Raw genomic sequence first — 13,631 nt, 5'->3', positions numbered from 1 at the left:
GCCCCGACGCAGGCCCCGGCGCCCTGGCCGCCGCCCGCTACCTGACGGAGGCGGACGAGGCACGCGCCGTCGCGCAGTGGGTGGCCGAACGACGCCGTCCACTGCGTCCGGGCGAGGCGCCCCGAACCGCTGCGGTGCTGTGCCGCAAGCGATCTCAGTTCGTGCCGATGCTGGATGCCCTCCACGACGCGGGCGTCCCCGCGGAGGCCGTCGGGCTCGGTGGCCTGCTGCAGACCCCCGAGATCGTCGACCTCGTCTCGATGCTGTGGGTGGTCGACGACCCGAGCCGCGGCGACCATCTCATGCGCCTGCTCACCTCCCCGGCGATGCGTCTCGGTGCGGCCGACATCGCAGCGCTCGGGTCGTGGGCCAAGGAGTTGCACCAGCGACACCAGGACGACGCCGCGGCAGCCACCGAGGAGCGCGCCGAGGGCGGCAGCGCCGAACCGGCGAGCAGCGAATCCGACGCCGGCGAGGGCGCGCCGTCTGAGCCTGTACCCGGGCCTGATGGGGAGGCGGCCAGGCGCGGTGCGCGGGCGGAGCGCGACCTCGCGCAGGACACGCGGGACGAGGTGAGCCTCGTCGAGGCGATCGGCGAACTGCCCGACGCGTCATGGCGTGGGCGCGACGGCGAGTACCTCTCCGACGTCGCCCGTGAGCGGCTGCGGGGGTTTCACACGTCGGTGCAACGCCTCCGGTTGCTCTCCGGGCTGCCGCTCGCCGATTTCGTCGGGGAGGCCGAACGCGTGCTCGGTCTCGACATCGAGGTGCTTGCCCGCCCGGGGTACGACCCGTCGAGCGCCCGGGCCCACCTCGACGCCTTCGCCGACATCGCGGGGACGTTCTCGGTCCAGGCCCAACGTCCGACGCTCGGGGGGTTCCTCGAGTGGCTCGACGCGGCCCGGCAGGAGGAACGCGGCCTGGAGATGCCCGCCATCGAGGTCAACCCGCATGCGGTTCAGGTGCTCACCGTGCACGCCGCGAAGGGGCTCGAGTGGGACGTCGTCGTCGTGCCCGGCCTCGTCGAAGGGGTCTTTCCGAGCCTCGGCGGTTCGACGCGGGCCGAGGGCGAGCAGTGGCAGTACAAGCCGCACAAGGCGCGCGGCTGGCTGAGTGGTCTTCAGTCGATCCCCTACGATCTGCGCGGTGACAGGGAGGGGCTGCCCGCCCTCGCCGTCACGGGTGCGGAGGATTCCGACGAGCTGGCCGACCGGTTCACCGAGTTCTGCGAGCAGGGCCTTAAGCACGCGGTGACGGAGGAGCGCCGTCTTGCGTACGTGGCCTTCACCCGCGCGCGCAGCACCATGTTGCTCACCGCTCCGATCTGGTACGCGAGCGGCACGACCCCGCGCGAGACGTCTCGTTTCCTCACCGAACTGCTCGAGGAACCCGATCTCGGCGCGAGCATCGAGCGTCTGCACTGGGAGCAGATGCCGCCGACGCAGGTCGACGGCGAGCGCCCCAGCAACCCGCTCGACGCCGACGTCCTGACGGCGACGTGGCCGCTCGACGCGATGGCCGACCAACGCGCCCACCTCGTCCCTGCCGCGGACCAGGTGCGCGCGCTGCGCACCCGGCTGCAGAACGGGGAGGCCCTCGCGCCGACCGGGCAACTGGCGCTCGGGTTGGAGGGGACGATCGAGGACAGGGAGCAGGAGATGGAGTTGCTCCTGGCCGAACGACAGCGCGAACGCACCCGGCTGCGCAGCGACGTCGTGCTGCCCTCGCACCTGTCCGCCTCCCAGCTCGTCGCACTCGCGAGCGACAAGGACCTGTTCGCGCGGCGCCTACGGCGCCCGATGCCGAGTGAACCGGCGGTGGCGGCGCGGCGCGGTACGGCGTTCCACGCCTGGGTGGAGCGGCACTACGGTGCTGCGGCCCTCGTCGACCTCGACGAACTGCCTGGCTTCGGTGACGAGGACGTGGCCGCCGACGAGATGCTGCCCGTGCTGCAGACCAACTTCCTGGCCAGCGAGTGGGCGGATCGGGTGCCGGTCGACGTCGAGGTCGCCCTCGAGACCGTCGTCGCCGGGTACGCGGTGCGCGGCCGCATCGACGCCGTCTTCGCGCGTGACGGCGGCGGGTTCACGGTCGTCGACTGGAAGACCGGAGCCAAGCCGGCGGGGCCGACCCTGCGTCATCGCTCGCTGCAGCTCGCCGCCTACGCCCTCGGTTACGCGCGCCTGCGCGGCCTGGATCCCGAGGACGTCGACGCCGCGTTCTTCTACGCCGCCACGGGGGAGACGTATCGCCCCGGCGTTGCGTCGCAGCGCGACCTCGAGGAGCTTCTCGGGTCGGTCGGGGGCTGACGGCGGTGCTTGTCGCGCTCGGGTCGCGGAGGCGGGGCGTCCCGCGGGTGCGGCCCGAGCGGTCAGCGGGATCTCGCGTTCCCGCCGGACGATTCGTCGGCGACGGCGCCTGCCGAGTCGTCGCTCGAGGCCGCGGGCTCCTCGGACGAGCCGTGAGGCAGTCGGGTGCGCGCGGCGTCGCCATCGACGCGCGTGGCGCCCGCGTGCTCGGAGCGGTCCTCTCGCTCCGGGGCCAGGCGCACGGGGATCTCGACGGTGGCGTCCTCCTCGCCGACCTCGGCGTCGACGACCTCGATGTCGGCGGGGTCGAGCGGGGGGACGAGGTCGATCGGCGCCGTGCCCGCACGGCGCGCCGGCGGCAGGAGACTCGAGTCGCCCTCCACCTCGAAGGCGAGTTCCTCGAGCGCCGCGGCGTGACGCTCGACGCGCGCGTCGTCGCCCATCGTGCGGCTTGCGAGCAGCGCGTACGCGAGTTCCATCTCGCCCATGAGCCGGATGCGGCGCTCCAGGTTCGGGTCGGGCCGCTCGGCGCGTTCTGCGGCGTAGGCCTCGAACACGGTGTCGAACGCCTGCTGCGGCGCAGAGTTCCACAGCAGCGCGAAGTCGCGCGCGGGGTCGGCGACGCCGGCATGCTCCCAGCCGCTGATGGCGCTCACCTCACCCTCGTCGACATGGACGTCGGCGCCGCGCAGCGGCCCGTGCGTCACCGTCGTCGAGAAGCGCCACAACGCCGGCGTGTCAAGGGCCTCGCGCCAGCGGGCGATGAGGGCCGACGGCACCCGGGACGTCGCGGCGGCGCGATCGACGTCGGCGCGCAGACGCTGACGGTAGGTGTCGGCGTCGTAGGTGGCGAGGCCGGCCTCCTCGACGACGCGCGGGTCGACGCCGTGCAGGTGCGCGAGCGCCTGGCCGAGGGCACGCGCCGCGGCGGAGCGTCCGGCGAGGTGGCGCCAGTCGAGCGCCCTGCCGCGGGGGCGCGCGTAGACGGCGACGGCCGATCCCTCCTTCGGGCGGGCGGAGCCCTCGACGCGGGGCACGTCGAAGTCGACGCGTCGCGTGAGCAATTGCACGAGGGCGTCGGATGCGGCGAGTTCGGCGCCTGCGGCTCCAGTCAGCGCGGAGCGGACGAGCCAGACCCGGCCGTCGGCGCCCGTGATGTGGGCACTCTGGTAGAGGTCGCCGGCCGGCACGGGCAGGCCTTCGACCTTGATGGGGCGGATTCCGGGCACGGCGGCGTCGGCGAGGGCGGCGAGGAGCAGGGGCGAGCGCATCACCCCCACACCGTATGTCGGAGGTGGCGTCTAGCCTGGGAGGCATGCCCGACGCCACGCGACCTTTGCCCGATCTCGTCCTCGGCGACGCCGTCGTCGACCGTGATGCGCTGCGGCGCTCCGAACCGGATCTCATCGAGCGGCTGCTCGCCGTCGCGACGACGCGGGTCCTCGACGTGCGCGGCGCCTCGGTGCCGCAACGGCGCACCCAGCTGCTCTGGCGCGCACCACAGGCCGAGGATCGGCAGTGGTTCGACACCGGCGGTGTCGTCCTCTACCTCGGTCAGACGTCCCACGGCCCCGCGCTCGCCGTGCTTCGCCCGCAGGACGACGCACCGGTCCCTGCGCCGACGGGGGAGCGCCCTGGCAACGCGGCTACCGCCACGACTTCGGAGGATGACGGCGACGACGCGCCGTCGTGGCGCACCCTGCGCGACATCGGGCTCGAACTGTCGGGCGACGACCTCGCCTGCGTCACCGCGGCCGTCGCGTTGGCCCAGTGGCATGCGACGCACACGCACTGCCCGCGCTGCGGGGCGCCCACCATCGTCGTCGAGGCGGGCTGGGTGCGTCGCTGCGAAGCGGACGGTTCGCATCACTTCCCGCGCACCGACCCGGCCGTCATCATGGCGATCGTCGACGAGTCCGACCCCGACGACTCGCGCCTCCTGCTCGCCCGCGGCCCACGCTGGAAGGGCCCGCACCGTTCGGTGCTCGCGGGTTTCGTCGAGCCAGGGGAGTCGTTCGAGCAGGCCGTGGCGCGCGAGACGTTCGAGGAGTCCGGCGTCGAGGTCACCGACGTGCGCTATCTCGGCAGCCAGCCGTGGCCCTTTCCCGCCTCCCTCATGATCGGCTGCATCGCGCGTGCGGTGACGACACCGCTGCGCGCTCAGGAGGGCGAGATCGAGGAGATCGGGTGGTACTCGCGCGCCGACGTCCGTCAGGGCCTCGCCGACGGTTCCCTCGCGCTGCCGGGGCGCCTGTCGATCGCGCGCGCTCTCATCGAGCATTGGTACGGTGAGCCGCTCCCGTGACGGTGGCGCACGATCCGACCGACCAACCCGCCCACCCGCATCGCGACGAACGACCATTTCGAGGAGTACCTGAGCAGTGAACGAGCATGACGCCGATTCGGTGCTCGCGGGTCTGGACCCGCAGCAGCGGGAGGTCGCGGCGAACCCGCTCGGCCCGATGGTCGTCCTCGCCGGCGCGGGCACGGGCAAGACGCGCGCCATCACGCACCGCATCGCGTACGGCGTGCACTCGGGCGCTCTCGTCGGTCAGCGCACGCTGGCGGTGACGTTCACCGCGCGTGCTGCGGGCGAGATGCGCACGCGCCTTCGCGAGTTGGGCGTCCCGCAGGTCGTGGCACGCACCTTCCACGCCGCGGCGCTGAGCCAACTACGCTACTTCTGGCCGCAGGCGATCGGTGGGGGCGCGCCGGAGGTCGTCGGGACGAAGGGCAGCCTCGTCGGCGAGGCGGCGGGGCGGCTGCGTCTGCAGGTCGATCGCACCGGACTGCGCGACCTCGCCGGTGAGGTCGAGTGGGCCAAGGTCTCGATGCTCACCCCGGAGACCTACCCGGCCGCAGCACGGCGCGCCGGCCGTCAGCCCGCCGATCTCGACGTCACGGCGATGGCGCGACTGCTCGATGCCTACGAGGACGTCAAGTCCGCGCGCGGCGTCATCGACTTCGAAGACGTCCTGCTCCTGGCCGCCGGCATCCTCGCCGAGCGCGAGGACATCGCCCGTCAGGTGCGCGATCAGTACCGCCACTTCGTCGTCGACGAGTACCAGGACGTCAACACCGTCCAGCAGTACCTGCTGTCGCTGTGGGTCGGTGAGCGCAAGGATCTGTGCGTCGTCGGTGACCCGGCGCAGACGATCTACTCGTTCACCGGCGCCTCGCCGCGGCATCTGCGCACCTTCGCCCAGCGCTTCGAGGGTGCCGCGAAGGTCGAGCTCGTGCGCAACTACCGCTCCGACCCGCCCATCGTCCGCCTCGCCAACGACGTGATGAAGCGCGCCGATCAGGCGTTCGGCAGCGTGACGCTCCAGGCGCAGCGCGAGGGGGGCGTCACGCCGAAGCTCGTCACCTACCCCGACGATCCGGCGGAGGCGCGGGGCGTCGCGAAGGAGATCAAGCGGCTCCTCGCCGACGGCGTGAAGGCCAGCGGCATCGCCGTCCTGTATCGCACCAACGCGCAGTCCGAGGCCTTCGAGACGGCGCTCGCCGACGCCGGCGTTCCCTACCAGATACGCGGCGGTGAACGCTTCTTCCACCGCGACGAGGTGCGCAAGGCCGTCCTGCTCATGCGCGGCGCGGCCCGCAGCGACGACGGCTCGAAACCGTTGCCCGACGTCGTCGCCGACGTCCTGAGCGGCGCCGGCTGGTCGCAGCAGGCGCCCGCGGCGGGGGCGAGCCGTGAACGGTGGGAGTCGCTGCAGTCCCTCGCGGAACTGAGCAAGGACGTCGCCCGCACCGTCCCCGGCGCGCGGTTGCGCGACTTCGTCGCCGAGCTCGACCGACGTGCGTCCGAGCAGCACGCGCCGAAGGTCGAGGGCGTGACGCTCGCGTCGCTGCACGCGGCCAAGGGACTCGAGTGGGACGCGGTGTTCTTCGTCGGCGCGAGCGACGGGCTGCTGCCCATCATGATGGCGAGTGCGCCCGAGGCGATCGAGGAGGAGCGGCGTCTCATGTACGTCGGCATCACGCGTGCGCGCCGTTTCCTGCAGCTCAGCTACTCGCGCAGCCGCCACGAAGGTGGCCGGGCGTCGCGCAACCCGTCACGCTTCCTCGACGGGCTGGGCGACTCGCTCGACGGCGCCGTCGTCGCGGCGACGAAGACGAAGCGCGCCGCGCCCGCCCCCAAGCGCTCGACGGCGAAGTGCCGCACCTGCGGCAAGGATCTGTACTCCGCGCCCGAGCGCAAGATCGGCCGCTGCACCGAATGCCCTGCGACCTATGACGAGGCCCAGTTCGAGGCGCTGCGCGAATGGCGCGCCGCGGTCGCGAAGCGAGACAAGGTACCGGCGTTCGTCGTCTTCACCGACGCGACGCTCGTCGCCATCGCCGAGACGCTGCCGGCGAACCCCGCCGGCCTGCGCGCCATCGCGGGGGTCGGCAACACCAAGATCTCCAAGTACGGCGCGTCCGTCCTCGCCGTCCTGGGCGGCGCGAAACCGCTCGACGAGGTCGAGAAGCCGTCGCATTTCGGCGACTTCGACCCGGCCTGAGAAGCCGCCGAAGAACTTTCTCGATAATTCGGTTGCTCCCTTCTCGCGGGCGCCGCTAGCCTGAGACCACTTCGCGCCGCGCCTTGGGTGCGCCGCGAACGATCCGCACGAACGAACCGAGTTCGCCCGACGCGAACCGCCGACCCAGGAGGTGCCTCATGGACATCATCACGACGATGACGACGTACGCCGCCTCCCTGCGTGCTTCCCTGCGCCCGAGCGCTCAGGCGTTCCTCCTCGATCTTTCGGGGGAGACGTCTGCCCAGGCCGTCATCGGCTCCGGGCTGCACGCCGCCGGCATCAATGGCTCTGAAGCCCGCCACATCTTCCACGAGGTGGGCGTGCCGTTCAGCGCCGAGCGTCGCCCCCACACCCCTCGGTTCTTCCCGCTCTCCTGCACGGCGCAGGTGGTCTAGCCACCTGCGAACGTCAGCGAAAGCCGCGAGATCCGAACCCGGGTCCGCGGCTTCTTTCGTGTGACGAACCGATCCAGCATCGAGCGTCTTCGCGAACGAGGCTCAGGGCCCCCACCAGAAACTCCCCGACACCGGGGCCCACATCCTTTCCGGAGCAAGAGCGAGAGACCGACATGACTGCAATGTTCGAAGACCTGATATCCGACGCCCTGATACCCCTGGCGGGCGGTGACGTCGACACGCCGTGCGCCACCGCTGACCCCGAGCTGTGGTTCGCGCAGTCCCCGGCGGACGTCGAGTTCGCCAAGGCGCTCTGCGCCACCTGCCCCGCGGCGCAGCTGTGCCTCGCGGGCGCGAAGGAGCGTCAGGAGCCATGGGGCGTGTGGGGCGGTGAGCTGTTCGAACGCGGCGTCGTCGTGCCGCGCAAGCGCCCGCGTGGGCGTCCGCGCAAGAACGCCGCGTGAGCGCTACCGCCCGCCCCGAAGCGCGCGATGACCCGGGGTACCGATGCACCCGACACGCTGCCCGAGCTGCTGCTCAGGCAGCGTCTCGGCATGTCGGGGTGCACGACCACAGGCGGTGCTCGACGTGCGGCGCGGCCATGTCGAAGGTGAGACTGATCGAGCAGGCCGTGACGTTGCCCGCCGCGAACGCCCGGACGAACAACCCGGCCGCACCCGCGGCGAAGGCGAACAGGGCGGGGCTGAGGGCGGCGTCTGGGCGCCGCGTCCCGCTCGAATAGGCCGGGTTGACGCACCCGGCGCACGCGCCGCCTGCGCCAGCGACGGGGCCGACGGTGACGGTGCGAGCCGTGAACGCGAGCGGCAGGACGGCTGGCGCCGGGCCGGTCAGCGGGCCGGGCAGATCGGGGACGTCACCCAGTTCTTCGTAACGCCACGGCAGCGCCCCGATGAGCAGATCGGGCGCGGATGCACTCGCGCGGCCGTCCCACACCCCGGCCCCGTCGCACAGCGGGGCGACGACGTCGAGGACGGCTCGTTCGAGCGCCGCAGGACCGGTGACGAGGGTGCGCGTCGTGCGTCGCGGGCGGTGGGTGACGGCGGCGACGAGGTCGCGCCAGCCTGCGTCGTGGGCGGGGGCACCGGAACCGGGTTCGGGGTCGGTGAGGGCGTGCAGCGAGGTGTCGTCGAGGTCGTTCAGCACGAGGTGACGCAGGGCGCGGCGCTCGGCGACGTGGGGACGCGGCGTGATGACGGTGTCGGACACGAGAGGCTCCTGTGGGTGGGTGACGCGGATGGGACGGATACCGAGGACGGCGAGTGGGTGGCGAGGGCACGGTCGGGCGCCCACGCGAACGGTTGGCCGGCGCACCAGAGCAGGTGATCCAGCACGACGGGCCGTGCCCGTCATGTCTTCGAGCCTGCCTCGCGCGCGCAGATCGCCGCAGGGCTCGTCCACAGGCGTCACACCTGGGGATGACGCAGGATCCCGGGGTTGTCAGTCGCTGTCGATAGCCTCGGGGCATGCCGAGAACCACCGCCCCCGCGCCCACGCGAATCACCGTCGACGGTCAGGACGTCGAGATCCGGCGTAGCGCGCGCCGCACGCGATCCGTGCAGGCACGCTTCGAGGACGGCGTCGTCGTCGTGCTCGCCCCGGCGACGCTCTCGGCGCGCGAGGAGACACGCATCGTCGAAGATCTCGTGCGCAAGATGCTGCGCAAGAGTCGCTCGCAGCGCAACGACGACACCCTGATGCGGCGAGCCGTGGCGCTCAGCCGACGCTTCGTGCCCGGCGCGCCCGAGCCTGCCTCGGTGCGGTGGGTGTCGAACATGACGACCAGGTGGGCGTCGTGCTCACCGGGGGATGCTTCGATCCGGCTCTCCGACGCGATGGTCGGCATGCCCGACTACGTCGTCGACGCGGTGCTCCTGCACGAGGTCACGCACCTGCTCGAGCGCGGGCACGGGCCGCGCTTCCAGGAGATCGTGCGCCGCTACCCGGAGCACGAACGCGCCCAGGCCTTCCTCGCCGGCGCCTCGTTCGGGGCACGCCGTGCCGCGCCCGCGCCGTCGGCGTCACTCGATGACGACCTCGGCGAAGAGGAAGGAGACGTCGCCGACCCGACGAGGGAGCCGTGACGGCCGCGTCGATCGCGGCCGAGTGGGCTCAGAGCCCGGGGTTGGCGCGGACGCGCTCGCATGCGAGGGCGATGGCCTCGCGCAGCGCCGGTTCGGCATCCTCGGGCAGGGCGTCGACGTCGAACCAACGCACATCGTCGGATTCGTCGCTCACCGTGAGGGATTCGCCGCCTGCCACGGCGACGTACCGCACGTCGAGGTGTTCCGTGCACCATCCGAACGCCCCGTCGAGAGCATGGATGTCGACGGCGAGCAGCCCAGGCAGCAGCCGCAGGTCGGCGAGGCCGGATTCTTCGAGGCCCTCCCGCAGGGCCGCCGCCTCGAGCGTTGCGTCGCCGCACTCGAGGTGCCCGCCGAACTGGAACCACCGCTTCGCCTTCGCGTGCAGCGTCAGCGCCACGCGGCGGGCGTCGGCATCGACGACGACCAGCGACGTCGTGAAGTGGGCTCGGCTGTGATGACGCCACATTGCTGTCGCATCGAGTCGCAGGGTCTCGACCATGCGGGCGCGCATCTGCTCCTGCGGCGGGCTCGGGGCCGTCCAGGTGCTCAGGTCGGCGAGCGCCTGCGAGTGCAGCGCCGTGAACTGTTCGGGCATGGCGGGCTCGGCGCGCGACGACGGGGCCGAACGGGTCTCGACCCGCCCGGCCCCGTGGTCGGATGTCGTGGAGTGGTTCACGCGCCCGGCGTTCCACCCTGCGTCGGATCGTCCTGGCCGTCTCCGTCGCCGGCGCCGCCTTCGTCCTCCGACGTGCCACCCTTCGCGCTGCCCGCCGAGTCGACCTCACCGGGGGCCTCGTCCGCGCGGTCGGCCAGACCGTCATGACGCGGGTCGCGCGGGTTCATGGCGGCCTGCTCACCGGACGCGGCACCGGCCGACGCGTCATCCGACGACGATCGGCCCGTCGATGAACCGCCGGAGCCTTCACCGCCGGCCGAACTCGACTCGCCCATCTCGGCGAGCCCCTGGGCCAGCAGCGCGTCGAGGGCGTCGTCCATCTCATCGCGGCCCGTCTCGGGAGTCTCCTCGCCGCTCGCGCGCGCGATGAACGTCGACGGGTCGTCGAGGTCGGTGGCGCTGGGCACGTGGTCGGGGTGCGACCACACGCCGTCGCGGGTGGCGGCGTCCGTCGCGTCGGTCAGCTGCGTCCACAGCGCTGCCGCTTCACGCAGGCGGCGCGGGCGCAGTTCGAGCCCGACGAGCGAGCTGAAGACCTTCTCGGCCGGGCCGGCGGAGGCGCGACGGCGCCGCACGACCTCGGCGAGGGCCGCGGCGTTCGGCAGGTGCTGCGCGATCGCGGCGTCGGTGACGACGTCGACCCACCCCTCGACGAGAGCGAGCAGGTTCTCCAGGTGAGCGAGCGTGCGCTTCTGCGCATCCGACGGTTCGGGGGAGAACAGGTTGCCGGCGAGCGCTCCCTGCAGGGCCTCGGCGTCCTGCGGGTCGATGTCGCGCAGCTTCTCCTCGATGGCGTCGGTGTCGATGCGGATGTCACCGGCGTACGTCTGGACGGCGGCGATGAGGGCCGCGTCGAGCCACGGCACGCGCTCGTACAGGCGCACGCGGGCGGCCTCGCGCACCGCGAGGTAGAGGTGCACCTCGCCGGCGTCGAGCTCGAGGCCGTCGGCGAACGACGCGACGTTGTGCGGCAGGATCGTGACGGCGTTGGGACGCAGCAGCGGCAGGCCGACCTCGGTGCCGGTGACGCTCTCCTTCGCGAGCGCGCCGATGGCCTGGCCGACCTGCACGCCGAACATCTGCGCACTCATCTGCTTGAGCATCGGCGTCATCTGAGCGCTGAGGCTGGAGATGTCGAAGCCTGGCGGCAACATGCCCTCGGGGATGCCGAGCTGCGACAGGTCGCTCGCGTCGAACGAGCCGAGCTGCTTCATCATCGCGTCTGCGACGGCGTTGCCGACGCCGCCCGCGACGGGTTCGACGACCTTGCGCCAGGTCGGCATCGTCGCCTCGACCCATTCGCTGCGCGACAGGGCACGGGCCGGGGCGCCGGGAGCGGCGAAGTCGGTGACGGCGTCGAGCCACAGGTTGGCGACGGCCGCGACCTGCGCGACGTCGCTCTTCGTCGAGGTGGGCACGCTCGGGTCACCCTCCGCGGAGACGACCTGGCGCGCGACGTTCGCCGCGAGCTGTTCGTTGAACGCCGAGCCCGAGTCGCCGCTCATCATCGCCTGCAGCTGCGCCTGCATCATCCCCATCTGCGCCGGGTCCATCGAACCCATGCCCATCTGGCGCAGCGCATCCATCATCTGCGGGTCGGGCGTGCCCCCACCCATGAGGCCGCGCAGCATCTCCTCGAGACCGTCGCCGCCGTTCGCGTCACCGCGCTCGTCGTCGTCCTTGCGGCCGCCGTAGGGGTTCATCGGGTTGTGGTCATCAGCCATGGTGCGCACCTTCCGAGAGGTTCGTGTCCGTCTGGAGCCGACACTACCGGCCGTCGTCGGCGCCGCGCGTGCGGCGGGCAGGCCTGAGCGGGCGCCCGCGCCGCTGTGGGCAGGTGAGAGGATGACGGCTGTTCGACTCCTTCGTGACGTACAACAGCGAGAGGCGCCCATGAGTTCCCGAACCGTCGACGCGGCCGAGCGCCGCCCGTCACGCTGGGCGTCGATGCGCACGCGGACCAAGGTGATGCTGGCGATCTTCGTCGTCGTGCTCCTCGCCGTGGTCGCAGGCTTCGGCATCAAGGTGCCCTACGTCATCCTGCGCCCCGGCCCGGCGCCGAACACCCTCGGCACCTTCGAGGGAAAGAAGGTGTTGACGCTGAGCGGCGCGAAGACCTACCCGACCTCGGGCGGCCTGCACTTCACGACGGTCTCGATGGTCGGCGGCCCCGGCAACCGCCCCAGCCTCATCGAGTACGGGCTCGCGAAACTCGACGATCACGCGCAGATCTACGAAGAGTCGCAGCTGTTCGCGCCGCAGACCACGCGGGAGCAGGTGCAGCAGCAGAACGAGGCGGAGATGACGGGGTCGCAGTCGTCGGCCGAGGTCGTCGCCGCGCGTCAGGCGGGCTACGACGTGCCCGAGATGATCGAGATCGCCGGCATCTCCGACTCGTCGAGCGAGGCGAAGAAGCTGCTGCGCGTCAAGGACGTCATCGTCTCCGTCAACGGGGTGAAGATTGCGGATTCGCTGTCGCTGCAGCGCGAGATGAAGAAGGTCACGCCGGGGCAGAAGGTGCAGCTCGGCATCACGCGCGGCGGCAAGGCGATGACGTTCGCCGTGCCGACGACGAAGGTCGACGACCGCGCCGTCATGGGGCTCACGCTCAATCCGAAGGCGACGATGCCGTTCAAGGTGAACATCTCCGTCGGCGACGTCGGCGGCCCTAGCGCCGGCACGATGTTCGCCCTCGCGATCTACGACGAACTGACGCCCGGTGCGCTCACCGGTGGCAAGCAGATCGCGGGCACGGGCACGATGGACTCAGCCGGTGACGTCGGCGCGATCGGCGGCATCCGTGAGAAGGTCGTCGGCGCGCGCCAGGCCGGTGCGACGGCGTTCCTCGCCCCGGCCGACAACTGCGCCGAACTGAAGGGCCACGTGCCGAACGGGCTCGACGTCTACCGCGTCGCGACGATCAAGGACGCCATCTCGACGGTCGAGCACGTCGCCGACGGTTCGACGCAGGGGCTGCCGCGCTGCGGCTGAGCGCCCCTACGATGGGTCGCATGAGTGCCGTCAAGCCCGTGCTGTCCCCTCTCACCCGCGCTGCTCTCGAGACCGAGGCGCACGTCGCGACAGACGGGTGGGGTCAACCGGCGCGCCTGTTCTCCCTCGCCCGCAACGGTGAGCTGCTGCGTCGTCAGCCGGCCCTCGCGGCGATGCTCGGCGACGTCGACCCCGACGAGTTCTCCGCGATCGAGCAGGAGGGCGTCATCCGCGGTGACGACCTCGAGAAGGCGCTAGGGCACACGGCTTGGCCGGCGGACGTCGACGGGGTGGCGCTCGCAGTCGAGCGCATCATCGTGCCGCCGCAGGCCGAGATCGAGACGTTCGGTCGCGGCGGGACGAATGCGCAGCGGCTGGCGACCCACGAGCAGCGTGAGGACGTGCGCCTGCTCGTCGCGGCGCTGCGCAACGGCGAGATCATCACCCTCGTGCGACGCCGTGCCGAGGACGATGACGACAAGGTCGCGATCGGCACGAACATCGCGCCGGGGCTCGTCGAGGCCCTCAAGGCGACGCTGGCCTGATGACGTGGCCTGGCGGCGACCACCCGGCGACGACCATCTCCACGGCTCCGTGACCACTCGCATCCTCTTGCGCTCAAGTGC

The 13,631-nt window shown here is 71.8% G+C and carries 12 protein-coding genes; 8 read left to right on the top strand and 4 right to left on the bottom strand.

The features are described 5' to 3' along the window. On the top strand, positions 1-2,309 hold a 2,309-nt coding region (locus B2284_RS06495; protein WP_286697305.1), incomplete at its 5' end, for a 3'-5' exonuclease. Positions 2,310-2,371: 62 nt separating this feature from the next. On the opposite strand, the gene B2284_RS06490 is transcribed toward B2284_RS06495, so the two are convergent. Then, on the bottom strand, positions 2,372-3,580 hold the full coding sequence (locus B2284_RS06490) for a phosphotransferase (protein ID WP_286697306.1): 1,209 nt from the start codon (positions 3,578-3,580) through the stop codon (positions 2,372-2,374). A gap of 44 nt (positions 3,581-3,624) precedes the next feature. On the opposite strand from B2284_RS06490, the gene nudC reads away from it, so the two are divergent. The 4 genes from nudC (at position 3,625) to B2284_RS06470 (ending at position 7,697) form a co-directional block, all read left to right on the top strand. Next, positions 3,625-4,614 (top strand): NAD(+) diphosphatase, encoded by a 990-nt coding sequence (gene nudC, locus B2284_RS06485; RefSeq protein WP_006943437.1) that lies wholly within the window; start codon positions 3,625-3,627, stop codon positions 4,612-4,614. 76 nt (positions 4,615-4,690) lie between these two features. Beyond that, positions 4,691-6,817, top strand: a complete 2,127-nt coding sequence (locus tag B2284_RS06480; protein WP_006943415.1) for an ATP-dependent DNA helicase UvrD2 — start codon at positions 4,691-4,693, stop codon at positions 6,815-6,817. Between the two features lie 158 nt (positions 6,818-6,975). Beyond that, positions 6,976-7,233: a hypothetical protein gene (locus B2284_RS06475; protein WP_006943441.1), complete on the top strand. Its 258-nt coding sequence runs from the start codon at positions 6,976-6,978 to the stop codon at positions 7,231-7,233. Between the two features lie 182 nt (positions 7,234-7,415). Further along, on the top strand, positions 7,416-7,697 hold the full coding sequence (locus tag B2284_RS06470) for a WhiB family transcriptional regulator (protein WP_006943409.1): 282 nt from the start codon (positions 7,416-7,418) through the stop codon (positions 7,695-7,697). Between the two features lie 73 nt (positions 7,698-7,770). Here the strand turns inward: B2284_RS06470 and B2284_RS06465 are convergent, their stop codons facing one another. Then, the gene (locus B2284_RS06465; protein WP_050786405.1) at positions 7,771-8,460 is read right to left on the bottom strand and encodes a hypothetical protein; all 690 of its coding nucleotides are present in this window, start codon (positions 8,458-8,460) and stop codon (positions 7,771-7,773) included. Between the two features lie 257 nt (positions 8,461-8,717). On the opposite strand from B2284_RS06465, the gene B2284_RS06460 reads away from it, so the two are divergent. Beyond that, positions 8,718-9,335, top strand: coding sequence for a M48 metallopeptidase family protein (locus tag B2284_RS06460; protein WP_006943442.1), 618 nt, complete (start codon positions 8,718-8,720; stop codon positions 9,333-9,335). Positions 9,336-9,363: 28 nt separating this feature from the next. On the opposite strand, the gene B2284_RS06455 is transcribed toward B2284_RS06460, so the two are convergent. Then, on the bottom strand, positions 9,364-9,933 hold the full coding sequence (locus tag B2284_RS06455) for an NUDIX hydrolase (protein WP_040014202.1): 570 nt from the start codon (positions 9,931-9,933) through the stop codon (positions 9,364-9,366). A 77-nt stretch (positions 9,934-10,010) separates the two neighbouring features. Continuing rightward, positions 10,011-11,738: a zinc-dependent metalloprotease gene (locus B2284_RS06450; RefSeq protein ID WP_240742539.1), complete on the bottom strand. Its 1,728-nt coding sequence runs from the start codon at positions 11,736-11,738 to the stop codon at positions 10,011-10,013. A 169-nt stretch (positions 11,739-11,907) separates the two neighbouring features. Here B2284_RS06450 and B2284_RS06445 point away from each other — a divergent pair, with 169 nt between their 5' ends. Continuing rightward, on the top strand, positions 11,908-13,005 hold the full coding sequence (locus B2284_RS06445) for a YlbL family protein (RefSeq protein WP_006943443.1): 1,098 nt from the start codon (positions 11,908-11,910) through the stop codon (positions 13,003-13,005). 20 nt (positions 13,006-13,025) lie between these two features. Next, the gene (locus tag B2284_RS06440; protein ID WP_038567306.1) at positions 13,026-13,550 is read left to right on the top strand and encodes a PPA1309 family protein; all 525 of its coding nucleotides are present in this window, start codon (positions 13,026-13,028) and stop codon (positions 13,548-13,550) included. Positions 13,551-13,631 lie beyond the last annotated feature (81 nt).

The organism is Dermacoccus sp. UBA1591, from assembly GCF_002322065.1.
Taxonomy (GTDB): domain Bacteria; phylum Actinomycetota; class Actinomycetes; order Actinomycetales; family Dermatophilaceae; genus Dermacoccus; species Dermacoccus nishinomiyaensis.
Note: the sequence above shows the minus strand (reverse complement) of the source record. Positions and strands in the feature narration are given on the sequence as shown.